General features: G+C 62.1%; 24 protein-coding genes. 15 read left to right on the top strand and 9 right to left on the bottom strand.

Features of this window, described 5'->3' with window-relative positions; translation table 11 throughout:
* Positions 1–14: 14 nt before the first annotated feature.
* Positions 15–2060, top strand: a complete 2046-nt coding sequence (locus NKJ55_RS25385; protein WP_352452274.1) for an oxidoreductase — start codon at positions 15–17, stop codon at positions 2058–2060.
* Between the two features lie 139 nt (positions 2061–2199).
* Here NKJ55_RS25385 and NKJ55_RS25380 read toward each other — a convergent pair whose 3' ends face one another.
* Complete coding sequence (locus tag NKJ55_RS25380) at positions 2200–2568, bottom strand: hypothetical protein (protein ID WP_245274614.1); 369 nt, start codon at positions 2566–2568, stop codon at positions 2200–2202.
* Positions 2569–2724: 156 nt separating this feature from the next.
* Here NKJ55_RS25380 and NKJ55_RS25375 point away from each other — a divergent pair, with 156 nt between their 5' ends.
* Together NKJ55_RS25375 and NKJ55_RS25370 are read left to right on the top strand one after the other, a co-directional pair.
* Entirely contained in the window at positions 2725–3153 is a 429-nt protein-coding gene (locus NKJ55_RS25375) for a MarR family winged helix-turn-helix transcriptional regulator (RefSeq protein WP_023674397.1), read from the top strand.
* Positions 3154–3173: 20 nt separating this feature from the next.
* The gene (locus NKJ55_RS25370; RefSeq protein ID WP_352452273.1) at positions 3174–3416 is read left to right on the top strand and encodes a type II toxin-antitoxin system Phd/YefM family antitoxin; all 243 of its coding nucleotides are present in this window, start codon (positions 3174–3176) and stop codon (positions 3414–3416) included.
* Between the two features lie 5 nt (positions 3417–3421).
* Here the strand turns inward: NKJ55_RS25370 and NKJ55_RS25365 are convergent, their stop codons facing one another.
* Positions 3422–5494, bottom strand: coding sequence for a putative bifunctional diguanylate cyclase/phosphodiesterase (locus NKJ55_RS25365; RefSeq protein ID WP_352452272.1), 2073 nt, complete (start codon positions 5492–5494; stop codon positions 3422–3424).
* A gap of 265 nt (positions 5495–5759) precedes the next feature.
* On the opposite strand from NKJ55_RS25365, the gene NKJ55_RS25360 reads away from it, so the two are divergent.
* The 3 genes from NKJ55_RS25360 to NKJ55_RS25350 all read left to right on the top strand — a co-directional run bounded on the left by NKJ55_RS25360 (position 5760) and on the right by NKJ55_RS25350 (position 8732).
* Positions 5760–6947, top strand: coding sequence for a glycine C-acetyltransferase (locus tag NKJ55_RS25360; RefSeq protein WP_352452271.1), 1188 nt, complete (start codon positions 5760–5762; stop codon positions 6945–6947).
* Between the two features lie 96 nt (positions 6948–7043).
* Entirely contained in the window at positions 7044–8078 is a 1035-nt protein-coding gene (gene tdh, locus NKJ55_RS25355) for an L-threonine 3-dehydrogenase (RefSeq protein ID WP_352452270.1), read from the top strand.
* 33 nt (positions 8079–8111) lie between these two features.
* Positions 8112–8732 (top strand): DUF4304 domain-containing protein, encoded by a 621-nt coding sequence (locus NKJ55_RS25350; RefSeq protein WP_352452269.1) that lies wholly within the window; start codon positions 8112–8114, stop codon positions 8730–8732.
* A 32-nt stretch (positions 8733–8764) separates the two neighbouring features.
* On the opposite strand, the gene NKJ55_RS25345 is transcribed toward NKJ55_RS25350, so the two are convergent.
* On the bottom strand, positions 8765–9202 hold the full coding sequence (locus NKJ55_RS25345; RefSeq protein WP_352452268.1) for a MarR family winged helix-turn-helix transcriptional regulator: 438 nt from the start codon (positions 9200–9202) through the stop codon (positions 8765–8767).
* A gap of 153 nt (positions 9203–9355) precedes the next feature.
* Between NKJ55_RS25345 and hmgA the strand changes: the two genes are divergently transcribed.
* From hmgA to NKJ55_RS25315, 6 genes are read left to right on the top strand one after another with little or no spacing between them, the layout of a single operon-like run.
* A complete protein-coding gene (hmgA, locus tag NKJ55_RS25340) occupies positions 9356–10669 on the top strand; it encodes a homogentisate 1,2-dioxygenase (RefSeq protein ID WP_352452267.1) in 1314 nt (437 codons plus the stop codon).
* 10 nt (positions 10670–10679) lie between these two features.
* Positions 10680–11543, top strand: coding sequence for an MBL fold metallo-hydrolase (locus NKJ55_RS25335; RefSeq protein ID WP_352452266.1), 864 nt, complete (start codon positions 10680–10682; stop codon positions 11541–11543).
* Positions 11540–11881 (top strand): DUF7660 family protein, encoded by a 342-nt coding sequence (locus NKJ55_RS25330; RefSeq protein WP_352452265.1) that lies wholly within the window; start codon positions 11540–11542, stop codon positions 11879–11881. The genes NKJ55_RS25335 and NKJ55_RS25330 overlap by 4 nt, the downstream gene beginning before the upstream one ends.
* A gap of 17 nt (positions 11882–11898) precedes the next feature.
* Positions 11899–12921: a fumarylacetoacetate hydrolase family protein gene (locus tag NKJ55_RS25325; protein WP_352452264.1), complete on the top strand. Its 1023-nt coding sequence runs from the start codon at positions 11899–11901 to the stop codon at positions 12919–12921.
* On the top strand, positions 12918–13211 hold the full coding sequence (locus tag NKJ55_RS25320; RefSeq protein WP_352452263.1) for a hypothetical protein: 294 nt from the start codon (positions 12918–12920) through the stop codon (positions 13209–13211). The genes NKJ55_RS25325 and NKJ55_RS25320 overlap by 4 nt, the downstream gene beginning before the upstream one ends.
* A 4-nt stretch (positions 13212–13215) precedes the next feature.
* Positions 13216–13776 (top strand): DinB family protein, encoded by a 561-nt coding sequence (locus tag NKJ55_RS25315; protein WP_352452262.1) that lies wholly within the window; start codon positions 13216–13218, stop codon positions 13774–13776.
* A gap of 128 nt (positions 13777–13904) precedes the next feature.
* Here the strand turns inward: NKJ55_RS25315 and NKJ55_RS25310 are convergent, their stop codons facing one another.
* Together NKJ55_RS25310 and hppD are read right to left on the bottom strand one after the other, a co-directional pair.
* Positions 13905–14132 (bottom strand): type II toxin-antitoxin system Phd/YefM family antitoxin, encoded by a 228-nt coding sequence (locus NKJ55_RS25310; protein ID WP_023674407.1) that lies wholly within the window; start codon positions 14130–14132, stop codon positions 13905–13907.
* 69 nt (positions 14133–14201) lie between these two features.
* Positions 14202–15317: a 4-hydroxyphenylpyruvate dioxygenase gene (gene hppD, locus NKJ55_RS25305; RefSeq protein ID WP_352452261.1), complete on the bottom strand. Its 1116-nt coding sequence runs from the start codon at positions 15315–15317 to the stop codon at positions 14202–14204.
* 139 nt (positions 15318–15456) lie between these two features.
* Here hppD and NKJ55_RS25300 point away from each other — a divergent pair, with 139 nt between their 5' ends.
* Entirely contained in the window at positions 15457–15924 is a 468-nt protein-coding gene (locus NKJ55_RS25300) for an Lrp/AsnC family transcriptional regulator (RefSeq protein ID WP_023674409.1), read from the top strand.
* 9 nt (positions 15925–15933) lie between these two features.
* On the top strand, positions 15934–16260 hold the full coding sequence (locus NKJ55_RS25295; RefSeq protein WP_352452260.1) for a hypothetical protein: 327 nt from the start codon (positions 15934–15936) through the stop codon (positions 16258–16260).
* Positions 16261–16275: 15 nt separating this feature from the next.
* On the opposite strand, the gene NKJ55_RS25290 is transcribed toward NKJ55_RS25295, so the two are convergent.
* The 4 genes from NKJ55_RS25290 to aztA all read right to left on the bottom strand — a co-directional run bounded on the left by NKJ55_RS25290 (position 16276) and on the right by aztA (position 19388).
* Positions 16276–16614: a protein tyrosine phosphatase family protein gene (locus tag NKJ55_RS25290; RefSeq protein WP_352452259.1), complete on the bottom strand. Its 339-nt coding sequence runs from the start codon at positions 16612–16614 to the stop codon at positions 16276–16278.
* Positions 16615–16736: 122 nt separating this feature from the next.
* A complete protein-coding gene (gene aztC / locus NKJ55_RS25285) occupies positions 16737–17678 on the bottom strand; it encodes a zinc ABC transporter substrate-binding protein AztC (protein ID WP_352452258.1) in 942 nt (313 codons plus the stop codon).
* A 22-nt stretch (positions 17679–17700) separates the two neighbouring features.
* Complete coding sequence (aztB, locus tag NKJ55_RS25280; RefSeq protein ID WP_352452315.1) at positions 17701–18576, bottom strand: zinc ABC transporter permease AztB; 876 nt, start codon at positions 18574–18576, stop codon at positions 17701–17703.
* On the bottom strand, positions 18576–19388 hold the full coding sequence (gene aztA / locus NKJ55_RS25275) for a zinc ABC transporter ATP-binding protein AztA (RefSeq protein WP_352452257.1): 813 nt from the start codon (positions 19386–19388) through the stop codon (positions 18576–18578). Before aztA ends, aztB begins: the two co-directional genes overlap by 1 nt.
* Before the next feature lie 211 nt (positions 19389–19599).
* Between aztA and NKJ55_RS25270 the strand changes: the two genes are divergently transcribed.
* Complete coding sequence (locus NKJ55_RS25270) at positions 19600–19944, top strand: RidA family protein (RefSeq protein ID WP_352452256.1); 345 nt, start codon at positions 19600–19602, stop codon at positions 19942–19944.
* The last annotated feature ends 225 nt before the right edge of the window (positions 19945–20169 follow it).

Raw genomic sequence — 20169 nt, 5'->3', positions numbered from 1 at the left:
ACAGCAGGAAGATGATGACTAGCAACGACCCGCTCCTCCAGCCCTATCAGCTCAAGCATCTGACGCTGAAGAACCGGGTGATGTCGACCAGCCATGAGCCGGCCTATTCCGAGGACGGCATGCCGAAGGAACGCTATCGGCTCTACCATGCCGAAAAGGCCAAGGGCGGCATGGCGCTGACCATGACCGCCGGTTCGGCGATCGTCTCGCGCGACAGCCCGGCCGCTTTTGGCAATCTGCATGTCTATGACGACCGCATCGTGCCGTGGCTCGCCGAGCTTACCGATGCCTGCCACGAGCACGATTGCAAGGTGATGATACAGATCACCCATCTCGGCCGCCGCACCGGTTGGAACAAGGCCGACTGGCTGCCCGTCCTGTCGGCTTCGCCGGTGCGCGAACCGGCCCATCGCGCCTTTCCCAAGACTATCGAGGACTGGGATATCGAGCGCATCGTCGCCGACTATGCGGCGGCCGCGCAGCGCTGCCAGGCTGCCGGCCTCGACGGCATCGAGTTCGAAGCCTACGGCCATCTGATGGACGGTTTCTGGTCGCCGGCCACCAACCAGCGCGACGACGATTTCGGCGGCTCGCTCGACAACCGGCTGCGCTTCACCGGAATGGTGCTCGACGCAGTGCGTGCCGCGGTCGGCGAAAAGTTCGTCGTCGGCATCCGCATGGTCGCCGACGAGGATTTCGAGAAAGGCCTGTCGAAACAGGAGGGCGTCGAAATCGCCAGGCGGCTGGCCGGCTCCGGCAAGGTCGATTTCCTCAACATCATCCGTGGCTCGATCGAGACCGATGCGGCGCTGACCAAGGTCATCCCGGTGACCGGCATGCGCTCGTCACCGCATCTCGATTTCGCAGGGGAGGTGAGAGCGGCGACGAAATTCCCGACCTTCCATGCGGCGCGGATTTCCGACGTCGCCACCGCGCGTCACGCCATCGCCACCGGCAAGCTCGACATGGTCGGCATGACGCGCGCCCACATTGCCGACCCGCATATCGTCAAAAAAGTGATGGAAGGCCGCGAGCACGAGATCCGCCCTTGCGTCGGCGCCACCTATTGCCTCGACCGCATTTATGAGGGCGGCGAGGCGCTGTGTATCCACAATGCGGCGACGGGCCGCGAGGCTGATATCCCGCATATTATTCCGAAAACCGAGGGACCGAAGCGGAAGGTGGTCGTCGTCGGCGCCGGCGCCGGCGGGCTGGAGGCAGCGCGCGTCGCCGCCGAGCGCGGGCACCAGGTGACGGTGCTGGAAGCATCGAGCCAGGCCGGCGGCCAGGTGCGGCTGGCAACGCAAAACCCGCGCCGCAAGGAATTGATCGGCATCATCGACTGGCGCCTGGCCGAACTCGACCGGCTGGGCGTCGAGATCCGCTACGACAAATGGGCGGAGACGGACGACGTGCTGGCGCTGTCGCCGGACGTGGTGGTGGTCGCCACTGGCGGCCTGCCGCAGAACCCGCCTCTGACGGCGGGCGACGATCTCGTCACCTCGAGCTGGGACATCATGGCCGGCAGCGTCAAGCCGGCCGAGAACGTGCTGCTCTATGACGACAACGGCGGCCACCAGGGCATGGGTGCCGCCGAACTGATCGCCAATAGCGGCGCCAGGCTGGAGCTGGTTTCACCAGAGCGCTTCTTCGCCCCGGAAATGGGCGGCATGAATCATGTGCCCTACATGCGCGCCTTCCAGGAAAAGGGGGTCACGGTGACCATCAACACACGGCTACGTTCTGTGCGGCGCGAAGGCAACCAGCTGATCGCCGAGCTCGCCTCCGACTTCGCCGATGGCTGGCGCGGCGAGCGGCGCGTCGACCAGGTGGTGGTCGAGCACGGCACGCTGCCGCTCGACGATCTCTACCTGGCGCTGAAGCCGCTGTCGAAGAACGCCGGCGCGATCGATTACGAAAAACTGGTCAATGGCGGCGACATCTTTCCGGTGCGCAATCCGCAGAGTGGTTTCGTGCTCTTCCGCATCGGCGATGCAGTAGCCTCGCGCAACATCCACGCCGCAATCTATGACGGCATCAGGTTCGGCTTGCGGATCTGAGGAATATTTTGGATTGATTGGTGGCGCGCAGCCGAACCTCCGTACGGAGAGCCACCAGGCACGTCGGTCCGGTCTGCGCGCCGCGCACGCCGCCGGCTATCGCCGGGCACCGTACGATCTTGCGATTGCGGCAGGACGCTCAAAACATCCTGGCGGTGGCCATGCAGAACACGGTGATGACCAGCAGGCCGCCAGCGATGCGTTCGCCTTTTGTCATCTTGGCGCGCAATTGGGTTTGCTTCGCCGCATCGGCCCCGGCCAACTGCCTGCTGGCGGAACCCACCAGCGCGCCCTGAACCCCGGCGGCGATTAACGCCGTCAAGATGCCCAGCGCCAAGACCTTCTCCATCGAGCCGAAAGAGCCGTTGTGGAAGAAATACCACAGCAGCAAGCCCGTGAGGAAAACCACGCCGGCTGCGCCCATTTGCGGCCGGAAGAAACGTTCCGCCCTGATCTCCGGTTCGCGGGCGACCGCGATGGTGGTGCCGGCCCAGAACACGCCCGCCATGACGTGAAGGCCGAGGACGATGATGTAGACATATTGCATGACCGCATATCCTCTCTTGCCCACCGCCAGGCATATTGATAGATATCAAATGATTAGATGTCAACGCATAAGCTCGAGCCGGTTCCTTAGGCTTTGCCCTTGTTCTAGTGTCGGATCATGACGCCCTTTGACCGCCCGCCGATCGGGATGAATCTCGCGCGCACCGCCAAGCTGGTTGCGCAGGCTTTCGACGCTGCCTTGGTCGAGGCAGGCGGCACGCTGCCGGTCTGGGTCACGTTGCTGTCGGTCAAGTCGCGGGAGCTGGCCAACCAACGCGAGCTCGCCGGCATGATCGGCATCCGGGGCGCAACGCTGACCCACCACCTCAACGCCATGGAGACGCAAGGCCTGCTGATGCGCCGCCGCGATCCCGAGAACCGCCGGGTTCACCAGGTGGAGCTGACCCAAGCCGGAGAAGCGCTGTTCCTGAAATTGCGCACCGCCGCGTTAGCCTTCGACAAGCGGCTGCGGAAAGGACTGTCCGACGACAGGCTGGCGGAGTTTGCACAGGTGCTGGCCGCGTTGCGGGCCAATGTCGAGGGTTAGAAATTAGGATAGGAAACGCCATGCGCGAAATTTCGCTGAAGGATGCCGGGGCTACACTCTCGGCGCTGCTCGATCAGGTCGTCGCGGGAGAACCCGCCATCATCACCCGGCACGGCCGCAAGCAGGCGGTCATTCTGTCGTTTCAGGACTACGAAAGACTGGCGCGTGTGCCCAGCTTTGGACAATTGCTGGCAGGATTTCCCGGTGATGAGGATGACCTTCCGCCTCGGCAGATCAGGTCGGTTCGCAAGTCCGAACCATGACGGATCTACGCCCGGCAGCCCTGCAGCACCGTCAGCCTGGCCTTCTTGGGCGTTCGCGCCAGCAGCCATTCGCGCACGCTGTCCGGCGGCATCGGGAAAGCGATGGAATAGCCTTGCACCTGGTCGCAGCCGATCGCCATCAGCGAGTCGAGCTCGGCTTCGGTTTCAGCGCCCTCGGCAACGATCGAGATGCCGAGACCGCGGGCGAGTTCTGTGAGGGCACGCACGATCTTGGTGTTGCCGCTGTTCTCGTTGATGTTCTGGACGAAACGGCGGTCGATCTTCAGCCGATCGATCTCGTTTGGATTGACATGGCTGAGCGATGCGTAGCCGGTGCCGAAATCATCGAGCTCAAGATGGATGCCGGCGGCGCGAATGTGCCGCAGCTTTGCCGCGATACCGGTCTTCTCGTCGTCGAGGATGACGGATTCGACGATCTCCAGCGACAGTTTGTGCGCTGGCAGGCCAGCCCTCTCCAGCATGTCGAACAGGAAGACTTCGAAATCTGTCTCGCGCAGCTCCGAGCCGGATACATTGACGGCGATCCGCCCGAAGGCGATGCCTGCGCGGTTCCATTCGGCTGCTTCGTCGATCGCCTTGGCAATGACGATGCGGCCGATCTCGGGCATGAGTCCGCATTTTTCCGCGATCGGAATGAACTCGCCCGGCGCGATCATGCCGCGCTCGGCATGTCTCCAGCGAACCAGAGCCTCGATGCCGCTGATGCCGCCGTCCGACAGCGAGACTTGCGGCTGGAAATAGACTTCGAACGCCTTCTCCGAGATGGCGGTCCTGATGTCGAGCTCGAGCTGCTTGCGATAATCGAGTTCGTGCCTCAGCTCCTCGGAGAAGAACGACAAGCTGCCGCCGCCCTGCTTCTTGGCGGAATACAGCGCCAGATCGGCATGGACGAGCAGATCCTGCGCATTGTCGGCGTCGACAGGGTAGACCGCAATCCCGGCACTTACGCCCGGATGGATTGTCGTGCCTCGAAAGACGATCGGCTTGTTGAGCTTGGTCAGGATGCGCCGGGCGACGGTATCGATGTCCTCGGTGCTGCCGGCACCGTTGAGAATCATGACGAATTCATCGCCGCCGAGCCGCACGTTGAGATCCGACGTACGGCACGAATCACGCATGCGCTGCGCAGCCGCCACCAGCACATAATCGCCGGCGGCGTGGCCGAACGTGTCGTTGATCTGCTTGAACCGGTCGAGATCGAACTGCACAACGGCAACCCGTTCACGCCGTCGCCGCGCCGCATTGATCAGCGTATCGAAATGCTCGGTCAGGAAGGTGCGGTTGTGCAGGCCGGTCAGCCCGTCATGCACGGCGATAAAGGCCATGGAATTGCGCGCATCGACCAGCTCGCGCGTCCTGCGCAGGATGGCATTCGACATTGGCCTGAAAATGAAAAGCGCCACCAGCACGATGACGCCGATGGTCGAGTAGAACAATGTGCGGTTAAGATCGAGAAGTGTTTCGGATCGCTGGTCTGCAAAGGCGCTGATGGGCTGGCCAAGTGCGGCATAGCCCGACAATGTTGCGTTGGCAACGGAAGCGTTCAGGTTGACGCGCTCCTCTCCGCCTTTGTAGCCACCATTGCCGGCCATGTTGAGCCGCGATTCGAATGACGAGATCAGGCGTTCGCCGTTGGCGATAAGCCCGACCGAGAAATAGTCGAGATGGTACGGCTTGGCGAAAAGCACGCTCTCGATCGATTTCGGATCGAACCTTGCCGGCGACGCCGGATCGGCGGCGGTCCGTTCGAGCAGCAGATCGTAGTTCTTCTCGAACTCCACCGTCGCTTGCTTGAGCGCGCTAACCAGGGCCGGCTGCTGGTCGCGTGAAGCGCTGCCTGTCGCGCCGGCGAGGAAGACGATGCGCTGCGACAGGGCTTTCTGTGTGCTGACGATATCGAGCAGCGCCTGATTGTGCCGTTGGGTAGACATCACCTGTTGCAGCAGGATGAAGGAGGCCACGACCATGGCGGCTATGATCAACAGAGCCAGCCAGTAGCCGGATTTGATCAGGAGTATGAGCCTGCCTGAAACGGCGTGCACCGGCTGCTGCGACATTTTCTGAGGCGGCCCTCTCGCCAACGAATTCTTGTGCGACAACCTTTGGCTTCAAAGTGTTAACAGGTTTGGGACGGCAGCAGGCCGGCGGCGGCGACCGCGGCGGGAAACCCGCAAAGTGGTTATTGCAATCTTTCGCGGCGCCTCCGCATTTGAACATCGTGGCCTCTGCCGTGCCATTGCCGCCACCGAAGCGGTCGCTTTTGCGATGGATTTTTCGTCCGCGCGGCGCGACAGTCCTCGTCGATCTCAACAGGGCCTGATCATGACCGAAGCATTCCTTTCCCACATCGACAGCGAGCTTGAAGGACTGAAATCGGCCGGCCTTTACAAATCCGAACGGGTGATAACCTCGACCCAATCGGCCGAGATCGAGGTCGGCGGCGAGAAGGTGCTGAATTTCTGCGCCAATAATTATCTCGGCCTCGCCGACAGCGCCGAACTGCGGAAAGCGGCCAAGCAGGCGCTTGACCGCTACGGCTACGGTATGGCGTCGGTGCGCTTTATCTGCGGCACGCAGGAAGAACACAAGCAGCTCGAGGCGACGATTTCTGACTTCCTCGGCATGGAGGATACGATCCTCTACGGCTCCTGCTTCGACGCCAATGGCGGCCTGTTCGAGACGCTGCTCGGCGAGGAGGATGCGGTCATCTCCGATGCGCTGAACCACGCTTCGATCATCGACGGCGTGCGGCTGTCGAAGGCAAAGCGCTTCCGCTACGCCAACAACGACATGGCCGATCTGGAGGCGCGGTTGAAAGAGGCGCGCGACTGCCGGTTCCGGCTGATCGCCACCGACGGCGTGTTCTCTATGGATGGCATCATCGCCAATCTGAAGGGCGTCTGCGACCTCGCCGACAAATACGATGCGATGGTGATGGTCGACGACAGCCATGCAGTTGGTTTCGTCGGCAGGAATGGCCGCGGCTCGGCCGAACATTGCGGCGTCGAGGGCAGGGTGGACATCATCACCGGCACGCTTGGCAAGGCGTTGGGTGGCGCGTCGGGCGGCTACACTTCGGGCAGGAAGCAGGTAGTCGACTGGCTGCGCCAGCGCTCGCGCCCCTATCTGTTCTCCAACACGCTGATGCCGGCGATCGCCGGCGCCTCGATTCGGGTGTTCGAACTGGTCCGCAATGGCGATGCGTTGCGTCAGCGCCTATATGCCAACGCAGCGCGGTTTCGCTCCGAGATGGGCAGGCTCGGCTTTACACTGGCCGGCGCCGACCATCCGATCATCCCGGTGATGCTGGGCGACGCGACGTTGGCACAGGAAATGGCGGCGCGGATGCTGAAGCGCGGCATCTATGTCATCGGCTTCTCGTTCCCGGTGGTGCCGAAGGGCCAGGCGCGCATCCGCACGCAAATGTCGGCCGCCCATTCCAGCGCTGACATCGATCGTGCGGTTGAGGCGTTCGCCGCAGTCGGTCGCGAACTCGGCGTGATTTCCTGAGCGGCCGGGACCGAAAAGCGATTCCGGATCAAAAGATTCAAGCGACTAAGTTCAGGCGACTAAGGTTCAGGCGACTAAGGTTCAGGGGACAAGAGAATGTCGAACATGATGAAGGCGCTGGTCAAGGCCAAGGCCGAGCCGGGCATCTGGATGGAAGAGGTGCCGGTGCCGGAAATCGGTCCGAACGACGTGCTGATCAAGATCAGGAAGACGGCGATCTGCGGCACCGACGTGCACATCTACAATTGGGACCAGTGGGCGCAAAAGACGGTGCCGGTGCCGATGGTGACCGGCCACGAATTCGTCGGAACCGTCGCCGATTTCGGCACGGCGGTGACCGAGTACAAACTCGGCCAGCGCGTTTCCGGAGAAGGCCATATCGTCTGCGGCCATTGCCGCAACTGCCGGGCGGGCAGGGGGCATCTGTGCCGCAACACGCTCGGCGTCGGCGTCAACCGGCCGGGCGCCTTTGGCGAATACCTGGCGATCCCGCAGCACAATGTTGTGCCGATCCCCGACGACGTGCCGGACGAGATCGCGGCGATATTCGATCCCTTGGGCAATGCGGTTCACACCGCATTGTCCTTTGATCTCGTCGGCGAGGACGTGCTGGTCACCGGCGCCGGGCCGATCGGCATCATGGGCGCGCTGGTGGCGCAGTGCGTCGGCGCGCGAAAAGTGGTCATCACCGACATCAACCCGGTGCGCCTGGCACTGGCGAAAAAGCTCGGCGTCCAGCATGTCGTCGATGCGTCGAAGGAAAAGCTGCGCGACGTGATGCCGGCGCTCGGCATGACCGAGGGTTTTGACGTCGGCCTCGAAATGTCGGGCGCAGCCCCTGCCTTCCGCGACATGATCGACACCATGAACAATGGCGGCAAGATCGCCATTCTCGGCATCGCGCCGACCGGCTTCGAGATCGACTGGAACAAGGTCATCTTCAAGATGCTGCACCTGAAAGGCATCTACGGCCGCGAGATGTTCGAGACCTGGTACAAGATGATCGCGCTGGTGCAAGGCCCGCTCGATGTCAGCGGCCTGATCACGCATCGCATCGGCATTGACGACTATATTTCCGGCTTCGAGGCGATGAAGAGCGGCAATTCCGGCAAGGTGGTGATGGATTGGTAGCGCCACGCCCATTGCTGTCATGTAGGGACCGAGATGGCGGATAACGAGCACGGACGTATCATTGCTTCGCAGGCAAGGATCGCATTGCAGCCTGCTGGATTTCGGCGGAAGGGTCAGTCGCGAACCTGGATTGCCGACCGTGGCTTCTGGCTAAGTGTTGTCGAGTTCCAACCCAGCTCTTGGTCGAAAGGCTCTTACCTGAATTTAGCGGTTCACTGGCTTTGGGGTTTGCCGCCATTCACATTGACGTTCGATCGCGTTGAGCGCGTTGGCTCCTTTGTTGAGTTCGAGAGCCCAGAGCAGTTTCTCCCCTTGGTAGGTCAAATGGCCAGGGAGGCAGTCGAAATCGATCAGGTTCACCGATCGATGTTCCCTTCCGTTCAGGCGGCGGCGACGATCCTCGTGAATGAATTGCAGCCCCGTGCATACGGCGAATGGGCAGCTCTCAATGCCGGGGTGGCGGCCGGCTTGGCTGGTGATTTTGAAACAGCGAGGCGGCTGTTTGAAAGCGTTCGAAGACACGCGGCTTCGCAAGCGCAGGTGCTCCTGACTTACATCGATGATCCGGTAGCATTTCGAAGCTATGTCAGAGGCATCATTGAAGCCGAACGCGCCTATTACGGTTTAGGAGCGTCGCCTGCCCAAGCCATCTGATTTCTGCGACGGTCGAAGCTGAGGGAGGATTTTCAACCCAAGGTGAGTTTTGCCTCCAGCGCCGCTACCCCACTGACAATCGCCGCCCGCTCTTCCGCACCAAGCCTCTCCAGCAGCTCCCGCTCGAACTCCTTCGCCAGCGGCACCATTTCGCGATAGGCGGCAAGCCCCGCTTTGGTCAGCGTCAGATGCTCGACGCGACGGTCTTTCTCGTCTGGCGTGCGGGTCAGCCAGCGCCGCCGCTCGAGTTCGGCGACCGCGCGCGAAACCTTGGTCTTGTGCATGGCCGATTGCTCGCCGAGCGCCGTCGCCGTCATCGTGCCGTGCTGTCCAAGTCCCGCAAGCGTGCGCCATTCGGGCCGTGTCAGGCCGTGGCGGTCCTTGTATATCCTTGAGAATTCGCGGCTGACGGCATCGGCGAGCCGATAGAGCCGGTAAGGCAGGAAGGATTCCAGTTCGAGGATTTCCATGGTTGGCCCTGACTGGCATGCTGGCGGCTCATGCCGAAATCACCGTTGATGGTTACATTTTCAATGGTTACAAATGAAACCGGTATGGTCAACTCGGAGCATCTTTGCGGATGCGCAAACGATGCTCCAAGACCATGAATTCGGGAGGATTCCATGGCCTATTCCTACATGCCGGGTTTCGGCAACGACTTCGAGACCGAGACTCTGCCGGGCTCGCTGCCGCAAGGGCGAAACTCGCCGCAGCGGCCGGCTTACGGCCTCTATGCCGAGCAGCTTTCGGGCTCTCCATTCACCGCGCCGCGCGGCACCAATGAGCGCTCCTGGCTTTATCGGATAAGGCCAAGCGTCAGGCACACCGGCCGCTTCAAAGCGGCGAATTATCCGCTTTGGAAAAGCGCGCCGAACGTCGGCGACCATCAGCTCGCACTCGGCCAGTATCGCTGGAGCCCCGTGCCGATGCCGAAGGAACCGACCAATTTCATTGCCGGCATGCGCTCGATCACCACCGCCGGCGACGTGCTTAGCCAGACCGGCATGGCGGCACATGTCTATGTCGCCAACCGTTCGATGGCCGACGACCATTTCTTCAACGCCGATGGCGAGTTGCTGGTCGTGCCGCAGGTTGGAGCCTTGCGCTTCGTCACCGAGATGGGCGTCATCGAACTCAGGCCGGGCGAGATCGCCGTGCTGCCGCGCGGTCTGGTGTTCAAGGTCGAACTGGTGGATCCGCAAGTGCGCGGCTATGTCTGCGAGAATTACGGCGCCAAGCTGACGCTGCCGGATCGCGGCCCGATTGGCGCCAACTGCCTGGCCAATCCGCGCGATTTCAAGACGCCCTGTGCCTGGTTCGAGGACAAGGAAACACCGTGCCGGCTGATCGCGAAATGGTGTGGCCAGTTCCATGTCACCGAGATCGATCATTCGCCGCTGGATGTGGTGGCGTGGCACGGCAATTATTCGCCCTACAAATATGATCTTGCGACCTTTTCGCCGGTCGGCGCGATCTTGTTCGATCATCCTGACCCATCGATCTTCACCGTGCTGACCGCGCCGAGCGGCGAGGAAGGCACCGCCAATATCGATTTCGTCATCTTCCCGCCGCGCTGGCTTGTGGCGGAAAACACTTTTCGGCCGCCCTGGTATCACCGCAACATCATGAGCGAGTTCATGGGCCTGATTCATGGTCAGTACGATGCCAAGGAAGAGGGCTTCGTGCCCGGCGGCATCAGCCTGCACAACATGATGCTGGCTCACGGACCAGATGCGTCTGGCTTTGAAAAAGCCTCGCGCGCGGAGCTGAAACCGGTCAAGCTCGACAACACCATGGCCTTCATGTTCGAGACACGCTTTCCGCAAATGGTGACCCGCTATGGCGCCGAGCTCGAAACCCGGCAGGACAATTACATCGACTGCTGGGCCGGCCTGAAGAAGCGCTTCAACGGCACGCCAGAGGGCGACTGGTCTTGAGCGCCGACGCATGACGGATCGTCTGGTGCTTCTGGGCTCGAAGGGTGGCCCGGCGCTGCGGCCGGGCGGCCCGTGGCCGAGTTCGTCGCTGCTGGAGATTGGCGGCCGCACCATCGTCGTCGATTGCGGGCTGGGCGTAACGCGCGGGCTGACCGATGCCGGCATCAGCCTGAAGGCGCTCGACCTGATCTTCATCACGCATTTGCATTCCGACCATGTGCTGGAACTCGGACCGTTGATCCACACCGCCTGGACCGCCGGCCTGGCGGCGCCCGTCACTTTGTTCGGCCCGCCCGGCATCGGCCATTATTGGCAGCGCTTTTGCCAGGCGATGGAATTCGACATCGAGATCCGCATCGCCGACGAAGGCCGGCCGGATATCCGCGACCTGGTTTCGATCGTCGAGTTTGGTGAAGGCCAGGTGGCGGAAAAGCGCGGTCTCAAAATATCGGCGCTGCGCGTCGACCACCCGCCGGTGACGGATTGCTTTGCGCTGCGCTTCGATCATGCGGGGCAAGGCATCGTCTTTTCATCGGATACGGCGTTCTTTCCGCCATTGGCGGATTTCGCCGAGGGCGCCGACGTCCTGGTCCACGAGGCCATGCTGGAAAAGGGTATCGAGCGGCTGGTCGCGAAGACCGGCAACGGCGCAAGGCTGAGGGAACACCTGCTTGCCAGCCACAGCTTTGCCGAGGAAGCGGGCCGCATCGCCTGTGATGCAGGCGTCAAAAGACTGGTCCTCAACCACCTCATTCCCGCCGACGATCCCGAGATCGGCGAGGCCGACTGGATTGCCGCCGTCAGGAAAACATGGGCCGGCGACTTGACGATCGCCCGCGACGGCCTTGTTGTGGGGCTTGGGAGTGAGACGTGACCAACGACAAGCTTTGGGAAGAGGTGCGGAAATCCGAGGAGACATCCTGGGCGCAGCTCTCCTTGTTTCTCGATCGGGTGGAAGACTTGCCGTCTTTCGTCCGGTTCGTCGATGCGTTGAGGAGGGATCGGGAAGACGCCGACCGCAGGGAGATTGCGAAGCCCGGACCATCCGATCCCGGCTGGAATGGGTGGCAAAATGGCTCGATCAGCACCTTTCTCGAATCGGCGGTCGCCTGGTTCGAAGCCCATGGGCAGGGCAATCCGGCGTTTCTAGCGGATGAAAATCCTTGGAAAGCCGCGGCCAGAATTATCTACGCCGGCAAATACTACGAATAAACGCATTGGGAGGACGCATGAAGCTTGCCACATTGAAGGATGGGACGCGCGACGGAAAGCTCGTCGTCGTCTCGCGCGACCTGACGCGGTTTACCGATGCTTCGTTCCTGGTGCGGACGCTGCAGGCCGCGCTCGACGACTGGCATCGCATCGCGCCGCATCTCGCTGCGATGGCCGAATCGCTTGAGAATAATGCGGTGCCGTCTGCCCGCTTTCACGAACATGACGCCCTTTCGCCGCTGCCGCGCGCCTACCAATGGGCCGACGGCTCGGCCTATGTGAACCACGTCGAGCTGGTGCGAAAGGCGCGCGGCGCCGAGATGCCGGCAAGCTTCTGGACCGATCCGCTGATCTACCAGGGCGGCTCGGACTCCTTCCTCGCGCCGCGCGACCCGATCCGCATGGCCGACGAGGCCTTCGGCATCGACATGGAAGGCGAGGTCGCCATCATCACTGACGACGTGCCGATGGGCGCAAGCCTCGATGAGGCGCGGGCGGCGATCCGGCTGGTCATGCTGGTCAACGATGTAACGCTGCGCGGCCTGACCGGACCCGAGCTCGCCAAGGGGTTCGGCTTCTACCAGTCGAAACCGTCATCGGCCTTTTCGCCGGTTGCGGTGACGCCGGACGAGCTGGGCGATGCCTGGGACGGCGGCAAGGTCGCCCTGCCGCTGCTGGTCGATCTCAACGGCAAGCCGTTCGGCCGGGCAAACGCCGGCATCGACATGACCTTCGATTTTCCGGCGTTGATTGTTCATGCCGCAAAAACGCGGCCGCTGGCTGCCGGCACCATTATCGGTTCGGGCACCGTCTCCAACAAGCTCGACGGCGGGCCGGGCAAGCCTGTCTCGGCGGGCGGCGCCGGCTACTCCTGCATCGCCGAGTTGCGCATGATCGAGACCATCGAAACCGGCGAACCGAAAACGCCGTTCCTGCGCTTTGGCGATAGCGTGCGCATCGAGATGAAGGACAGGGGCGGGCATTCGATCTTCGGCGCCATCGAGCAGAAGGTCGAGAAGTACGAGGGGGCAAGAGCATGACGGGCGAGACATTCTATCTGCTGTGCGGTGTCTGGGCCCTTGTCATGCTGGCGATCTTCATCCTGGCGATCCGCCTGAGCTATCGCATCGAGGCGCGCTCGCCCGGCCTGACCAACCGCAGCGGCCTGCCGCGCAAGGCGATGATGTTTCACACCGTCACCAACACGAATGTCGCGCTGGACCAGGAAACGCAAGCCATGCGGCGGCGCATGATCGGGCTGCTGCTGACTGTTTTGGCTGGGTTTGCGCTTCTATGGGCGGGTGTGTCGCTATTCCGGGTCGCGCCGTGAAGTCATGGACCTGCTGAACCATTTTCGGCGCATGGCAGCCAACAATCTCTGGTCGAACGACCGGCTCTATCGTGCCGTGCTGCAGCTTGAGCCCGGCGAATTCGAGGTTGAAAGGATAAGCTTCTTCCCCTCGATCAAGGCAACGCTCAATCACATCCTGGCGGTCGATCACCTCTATCTCGATTTTCTCGAAGAGGGCGGCGTCGGCGCCGCCGCCCATGACGATTTTGTGCCGTTCAATGATGCCAAGGCGCTTTTTGTTGCACAGGCGGAGGCCGACCGGCGGCTGATCGCCTTTTGCGACCGCCTGTCGGCGGACGATCTCGAGCGCCGCGTCGTCACCGACCGGCGCGAGGACGGCATGGTACCGGAACGGATCGGCGACGTGCTCGCCCATCTCTTCATCCACGACATCCATCATCGCGGCCAGGTGCACGCGATGCTGTCCGGCACCTCGGTGAAACCGCCGCAACTCGACGAGTGCTTGCTCGATTACGATGTGAAGTTGAGGAAAGCCGAAGTCGAGCGGCTGGAGCTGGATGATCAGGCCAACGCGACGTCGTAGGCTGAGAAATGTCGATCCGCAGTGACCACCGTCAGACCTTCAATTTGAGCCTGGATGGTGATCCGAAAGGCGTGAATCCGCGTTGAGTACCCAAAGCAGAATATGAGTATCCACCAGATATTGGCGGCTCATTTAATGTACTCGTCCCATTCGGGACCGAGTTCATCAAAATCATCCGGTATCCGAATTTGGCCTTTCAGGGCCCCAAAAAGGCCTTTGCTCCCGCCGGCCCGGGTGGGCGCGCTTAAGGTCGCCACCACCTCTCCATGCCGCGTCAGATGGATCTCTTCGCCGGCCTGGGCACGTTTCACCAACTCAGAGAGTTGGGCCTTCGCTTTTGCCATCGGAACATTCATGGTCAGACCTCTTATGACCAGAATTTAGGTCATAATTGATCAAACCACAAGGCACCTCGGCCGAGTTGGCTACGCTGCCTTGCCGTCCACCTTCAGCACGCCGCGCTTGATCTGGTCCTGCTCGATCGATTCGAACAAGGCGCGGAAATTGCCCTCGCCAAAGCCTTCGTCGCCCTTTCTCTGGATGAACTCGAAGAAGATCGGGCCGATCACGGTTTTCGAAAAGATCTGCAGCAGGATCTTGGTCGTGCCGCCGTCGACGACGCCCTCGCCATCGATCAGGATGCCGTGCTTCTTCATACGTTCGATCGGCTCTTCATGGCCGTTCACGCGGGCATAAGACATGTCGTAATAGGTCTCCGGCGGTCCCGGCATGAACTTCAGGCCGTTGGCGGCCAGCCTGTCGGTGGCGCCGTAGATGTCGTCGGTGCCGACGGCGATGTGCTGGATGCCCTCGCCATTATACTTCTTCAGATATTCGGCGATCTGGCTGGTCTCGTCCTTGGACTCGTTCAGCGGGATGCGGATCTTGCCGCAGGGCGAGGTGATGGCGCGGCTGACCAGGCCGGTGATCTTGCCGTCGATGTCGAAGAAATGGATCTGCTTGAAGCCGAACAGGTCTCGGTAGAAATCCCACCATTTGTCCATCTGGCCGCGATAGACATTGTGGGTCAGGTGGTCGAGATAATAGAAGCCGACGCCTTCCGGCCTGGGGTCGCGCTCGCCCAGCCAGTCGAACTCGGCGTCGTAAGCCGAGCCCTTCTCGCCGTAAGTTTCGATGAAATAGAGCAGCGATCCGCCGATACCGACGATCGCCGGCACATCGAGCGTCTTGTCGTTGCCTTCATAGGGCGTCGCGCCCTTGGCCACAGCGTGATCGAAGGCATGCCTTGCATCGATCACCCGCCACGCCATCGAGGCGGCGCAGGGGCCGTGCTTGTCGACGAATTTCATGGCATGCGAGCCCGGTTCGGCATTGACGACATAGTTGATGTCGCCCTGCCGCCAGACGGTGATGTCCTTGCTGCGGTGCTTGGCCACCGGCACATAGCCCATGCGGGTGAACAGTTCGGCGAGCTTTTCCGGCTCGGCATGCGCGAATTCGACGAACTCGAAGCCGTCGGTGCCGGCGGGATTGGTTTTGCTGATCTTGGCGGGCGGTGCGTCGTGCGGGAAGGGACCCATGGCATTGCTCCGAAATCTGGAACTGGCCGCGTCGGCCATCTAAACCCAATTATAGCGCGGAGCGAGTGCAAATTGCTTGCATTCAAACGCTTGAAATGGTCTGATCATGCGCGAGTTGTGCACTGCGGACCCGAAATACATGGATGAGGCGCGCATCGACCAGTTTGACCGCAAGATAATGGCTCTGTTGCAGGGCGATGCACGGCTGACCAACAACGATTTGTCGGAACGGGTGAACCTGTCCGCGTCGCAATGCTCGCGCCGGCGCCAGCGACTGGAGGAGGACGGGTATATCAAGGGCTACCGGGCGGTGCTCGACCGCGACAAGCTCGGCTTTTCCCTGGTCAACGTCATTTCGGTGACGCTCGCCACCCACAACCGCGACAATGCGCGGCGTTTCGGCGAATTGGTGGCGCGGCTGCCGCAAGTGCAGGAAGCGCACGCGCTGACCGGCGAGATGGATTATATATTGAAGGTCGTGACGCCGGACCTGAAGTCGCTGTCGGAATTCGTCAACGGCGTGCTGCTGCCGCACGAATCCGTGCAGCATGTGAAGACGGCGATCGTGCTGGAGACGCTGAAGGAAACCGGCGCGCTGCCGATTTGAGTGTAAATCATGTCGAACTTTCAGATCGCCGGCATCGTGCTGTTTCTAGTGGGGATTGTGCCGTTCACGATTGGTAGTCTGATCCACGCCGCGCATGAACCGAAGGCTTGGGAGTTGCGCATCATCAATCCCTGGCCTTCGTGGCCGTATGGCTGGGTCGAACTCACTCATCCGAAGTCGCGCTGGTGGTGCGGTGTCGGCTTTCCGATTTGTCTCGTGGGCTTCGTCGTAATGTTGGTCGCTACGATTCCGCTCGTCGATCTTGCGCCATATGTCGCTTTGCTTGTCGCTTTCTTCTGGCTGCGGCGGGTCATAGCCAGACGGCGGCATCACTAATCATCGGAACGCCTCTCACCTCTTCGACTGCTTGATCAGCCCATAGAGATTGGTGCAGCGGGCGCCGGAGCGGCAATAGGCGAAGACCGGGCCTTCGAGTTCGTCAAGCGCCTCGGCCTGGTCCTCGACATTTTCGGCCGTGATCTGGCCGCTGACGACAGGGATGTAGCGGAAGGCGAGCCCGGCGCCCTCGACCGCCGCCTTGACGGTGTCGGCCGATGGCTGGCCGGGCTGCTCATCGTCCGGCCGGTTGCAGATCACGCTTTTGAAGCCGGCGGCCTTGATGGTCGCGACATCCTCGGGCTGGATCTGGCCCGAGACCGAATAGTCCTCGCTGATCTGACGGTATTCCATGGCGGTGTCCTCACAATCTGGCTAGCGGCAGTCTTGCCACTCCCGGACCCGGTCGGCAACCGCCATTAGATAGAAATCCGCCCGGGCAATTTCAGCCCGACCGGATGGAGTGACTAGACAGCTCAGCTTCCTAGGATCGCGCCTTTGATCTGGGCGATGTTGTTGTGCATCAGATCGATATAGGTCGCGGCCGGGCCGTCGGGCTGCGACAACGCATCGGAATAGAGCGTGCCGCCCACCTTGATGCCGGTCTCGCTGGCGATCTGCTCGATCAGCCGCGGGTTGGTGATGTTCTCGACGAAGATCGCCGCCGCCTTGTCCTGTTTCACCTGGCTGACCAGCTTGGCGACGTCGGCAGCGGAGGGCTCCGACTCGGTAGACACGCCTTCCGGGGCCAGGAACGTCAAGCCGTAGGCCTGCTCGAAATAGCCGAAGGCGTCATGCGAGGTGATGACGACGCGCTTCTCCTGCGGGATCGACTGGATCGCCGCCTGCACTTCGCCCTCGAGCGCCTCGAGCTTTTGCGTATAGGCGGCTGCATTGGCCTTGTAGCTGTCGCAACCCGCAGCGTCGGCCGTGCAAAAGGCGTCGGCGATGTTCTTCACATAGATCTCGGCATTGGTGATCGACTGGAAGGCATGCGGATCGGTGACCGTCTTGCCGCCGTCGGTTTCCGCGCCTTCGGCGACATCGGCCTCGGCGAATTCGGGTTTGAAATTGATCGGCGTGACCCCCTTGGTCAGCACGGCAATCGAAGCCTTGGTGGCGCTGGCGTCGACCAGGCGCTGCAGAAAACCTTCGAAATGCAGGCCGTTGACCAGCACGATGTCGGCCTTGGCCATCGCCACCGCATCGGCGGGGCTCGGCTCGTAGACGTGGGCGTCGCCGTCCGGCCCGACGATGGTGGTCAGATCGATGCGGTCGCCGCCGACATTTTTGGCGAAATCGGCGATTATCGTGAAGCTGGCGACCACCTTCAAAGGCTCAGCAAAGGCCGAAGATGCGCCAAAGGCGGTTAATGTTATAACGCTCACGGCCAAAGCGGCGCGGATCGAATTCAGCATGGACAGTTTCTCCTTGTTGGGATCAGGCAGTTCTGTGGCGGTGATGGACGATGCGGGCGCGCAGGATGCCGCGCGTGCCGAACAGGATCGAGGCGAAATAGACGACGCCGGCGGACAGGATGATGGCCGGGCCGGAAGGCAATGACGCATGGTAGGACAACAGCAGCCCGGCAATGCAGGAGGCAAAGCCGATTACTGTGGCCAGCACGCACATCGGCTCGACGCGCGAGGTCCAGAAGCGGGCCGCCGCTGCCGGCAGCATCATCAGCCCGACCGACAGCAAGGTGCCGAGCGCCTGGAAGCCGCCGACGAGGTTGAGCACGACGAGGCCGAGAAAGATGAAATGCACCGGGCTGCCCATCCGGCTGACCGAGCGCAGGAACAAAGGGTCGAGGCATTCGGCGACCAGCGCCCGCCAGAAGATGACGAGGCTGACCAGCGTCACCACGACGATGCCGCCGATCAGCGTCAGCGCCTCGTTGTTGAGCGCCAATACGGTGCCGAACAGCACATGCATGAGATCGACGCTGGAGCCGCGGATCGAAACCATGAGCACGCCGATGGCCAGCGAAATCAGATAGAAGGCCGCCATAGAGGCGTCCTCGCGCTGAATGGTGAAGCGCGAGACGGCGCCGGCGCCGAGCGCCACGATGATGCCGGCGATCAGTCCGCCGATGGTCATCGGCAGGATCTCCAGGCCATAGAACAGGAAGCCGGCGGCAGCACCCGGCAGGATGGCATGCGCCATGGCATCGCCGGACAGGCTCATGCGCCGCAGCATCAGGAACACGCCGACAGGGCAGGCGCCGAGCGACAGCATCATCGAACCGGCAAGCGCCCGCTGCATGAAGGCGTAGTCGGCGAAAGGAGCGACGAAAAGACCGTAAAGCACGTCCATCATGCCGCCCTCGGCCCGGAGCCGTGATGATGGTCGTGATCATGGCTGTGCTCGTGGCCACCGTGCTGGTGATCATGCTCGCCGGGCTCACACCACGGCGCGTTGTCTTCCCAGGCTTCGTGGAAGCGGCGCGCGCGCAACAGATTCTCCGGCTGCAGCGTCTCCCTGGTCTCGCCCCAGGCGATCGGCTGGCGCGCCAGGAGCAGTGTTTCGGGGAAATTCTGCCGCACCAGATCGAGATCGTGGACCACAACCATGATGGTGCGTTCCTCGCCGTGCCAGCGCTTGATCAGCGCGATCAGGTCGCCGACCGTCTTGCTGTCGACCGCGTTAAACGGCTCATCGAGCAGGATGAGCTCGGCATCCTGCAACAGCACGCGGGCAAACAGCGTGCGCTGCAGCTGGCCGCCCGACAACGTGTCGATCGGCCGCTTCTCGAAGCCGCCGAGGCCGACGGCCATCAGCGCCTTGCTGACAGAGTCGCGATCTTCCCTCGTATAACGGCCGAGCATGCCGCGCCGCGGCCACAGGCCAAACGAAACCAGGTCGACGACCCGGGCCGGAAAGGAGCGGTCGAGCTCCGATTGCTGCGGCAGATAGGCGGCGCGCACGCCGGGCGCCCGGATCACCGCGCCGGCCATCGGCTTCAGAACGCCGACGATGCCCTTCATCAGCGTCGATTTGCCCGAGCCGTTGGCGCCGACGACCGCCGTCAGCGATCCCTTGCGGATCGTACCATTGAGGTGGTGGACCGCAGGATGGCTATTGTAGCCCAGCGTCAGGTCGCGGAAGGTCAGGCAGGTTTGGCTCATGTGACGATCCATGGGGCGATGATCGGTGCTGCAGGGGCGGATTCGATATGTGATGTTATTACATTAGTCAACAAGCCAATCGGGCGGAATTGCGGCCGGGCCGTCTTGTTGTGTGCTTTGGCTTGGCTCAAGAAGTTCCGCTCGAGCGGCCTTGCCCCCGGCGAACCCGGCCCCTAAACAGGCGCACCGACAAGAGGAGAAGGAATATCCAATGAGCATTCGTCGTATCGATGTAGGCCCGCGCATGAGCCAGATCGTCATCCACGGCAACACCGTCTATCTGGCCGGTCAGGTCGGCAAGCCGGGCGGAAACGTCGGTGCCCAGACCAGGGACATTCTGGCGGCGATCGACGAATTGCTGGCCAAGGCCGGCACCGACAAAACCAAGATCCTGCAGGCGATCATCTGGCTGGCCGACATGAGCACCTTTGCCGAGATGAACGCGGAGTGGGACAGATGGGTACCGCAGGGCAACACGCCGGCCCGCGCCACCGGCGAAGCGAAACTTGCCGGACCGGAATATCTGGTCGAGATTATTATTACCGCGGCGATTTGAGAATGCGGCTCTTTACCCTCCCCCTCGAGGGGAGGGTCGGCGAGTAGTCGAAGCGAAGCGGAGACTGCGAGACGGGGTGGGGTCGGCGAGGTCGCACCGGCCCCCCCCCCCCGGGCCAAATTCCGCCCAGAGGGCAATTTGGGCGCGGCCCACACCCCCACGGGGGGGGGGTTACCCGTGTGACGGGGGGTACGCCGCCCCCCCGGGGGGGTGTGGGGCGGTGTG

Origin of the sequence: Mesorhizobium sp. M0106 (genome assembly GCF_040322715.1) — a bacterium.
In the GTDB taxonomy this organism is placed as follows: Bacteria; Pseudomonadota; Alphaproteobacteria; order Rhizobiales; family Rhizobiaceae; genus Mesorhizobium.
This window is presented reverse-complemented; position numbering and strand designations above follow the sequence as displayed.

Bases quoted from the DNA above. Each gene is read 5' to 3' on its own strand.
- NKJ55_RS25385 (WP_352452274.1), top strand. From the start codon at position 15: ATGACTAGCAACGACCCGCTCCTCCAGCCCTATCAGCTCAAGCATCTG.
- NKJ55_RS25380 (WP_245274614.1), bottom strand. From the start codon at position 2,568: ATGGCGGGCGTGTTCTGGGCCGGCACCACCATCGCGGTCGCCCGCGAA.
- NKJ55_RS25375 (WP_023674397.1), top strand. From the start codon at position 2,725: ATGACGCCCTTTGACCGCCCGCCGATCGGGATGAATCTCGCGCGCACC.
- NKJ55_RS25370 (WP_352452273.1), top strand. From the start codon at position 3,174: ATGCGCGAAATTTCGCTGAAGGATGCCGGGGCTACACTCTCGGCGCTG.
- NKJ55_RS25365 (WP_352452272.1), bottom strand. From the start codon at position 5,494: ATGTCGCAGCAGCCGGTGCACGCCGTTTCAGGCAGGCTCATACTCCTG.
- NKJ55_RS25360 (WP_352452271.1), top strand. From the start codon at position 5,760: ATGACCGAAGCATTCCTTTCCCACATCGACAGCGAGCTTGAAGGACTG.
- tdh (WP_352452270.1), top strand. From the start codon at position 7,044: ATGTCGAACATGATGAAGGCGCTGGTCAAGGCCAAGGCCGAGCCGGGC.
- NKJ55_RS25350 (WP_352452269.1), top strand. From the start codon at position 8,112: ATGGCGGATAACGAGCACGGACGTATCATTGCTTCGCAGGCAAGGATC.
- NKJ55_RS25345 (WP_352452268.1), bottom strand. From the start codon at position 9,202: ATGGAAATCCTCGAACTGGAATCCTTCCTGCCTTACCGGCTCTATCGG.
- hmgA (WP_352452267.1), top strand. From the start codon at position 9,356: ATGGCCTATTCCTACATGCCGGGTTTCGGCAACGACTTCGAGACCGAG.
- NKJ55_RS25335 (WP_352452266.1), top strand. From the start codon at position 10,680: ATGACGGATCGTCTGGTGCTTCTGGGCTCGAAGGGTGGCCCGGCGCTG.
- NKJ55_RS25325 (WP_352452264.1), top strand. From the start codon at position 11,899: ATGAAGCTTGCCACATTGAAGGATGGGACGCGCGACGGAAAGCTCGTC.
- NKJ55_RS25320 (WP_352452263.1), top strand. From the start codon at position 12,918: ATGACGGGCGAGACATTCTATCTGCTGTGCGGTGTCTGGGCCCTTGTC.
- NKJ55_RS25315 (WP_352452262.1), top strand. From the start codon at position 13,216: ATGGACCTGCTGAACCATTTTCGGCGCATGGCAGCCAACAATCTCTGG.
- NKJ55_RS25310 (WP_023674407.1), bottom strand. From the start codon at position 14,132: ATGAATGTTCCGATGGCAAAAGCGAAGGCCCAACTCTCTGAGTTGGTG.
- hppD (WP_352452261.1), bottom strand. From the start codon at position 15,317: ATGGGTCCCTTCCCGCACGACGCACCGCCCGCCAAGATCAGCAAAACC.
- NKJ55_RS25300 (WP_023674409.1), top strand. From the start codon at position 15,457: ATGGATGAGGCGCGCATCGACCAGTTTGACCGCAAGATAATGGCTCTG.
- NKJ55_RS25295 (WP_352452260.1), top strand. From the start codon at position 15,934: ATGTCGAACTTTCAGATCGCCGGCATCGTGCTGTTTCTAGTGGGGATT.
- NKJ55_RS25290 (WP_352452259.1), bottom strand. From the start codon at position 16,614: ATGGAATACCGTCAGATCAGCGAGGACTATTCGGTCTCGGGCCAGATC.
- aztC (WP_352452258.1), bottom strand. From the start codon at position 17,678: ATGCTGAATTCGATCCGCGCCGCTTTGGCCGTGAGCGTTATAACATTA.
- aztB (WP_352452315.1), bottom strand. From the start codon at position 18,576: ATGGACGTGCTTTACGGTCTTTTCGTCGCTCCTTTCGCCGACTACGCC.
- aztA (WP_352452257.1), bottom strand. From the start codon at position 19,388: ATGAGCCAAACCTGCCTGACCTTCCGCGACCTGACGCTGGGCTACAAT.
- NKJ55_RS25270 (WP_352452256.1), top strand. From the start codon at position 19,600: ATGAGCATTCGTCGTATCGATGTAGGCCCGCGCATGAGCCAGATCGTC.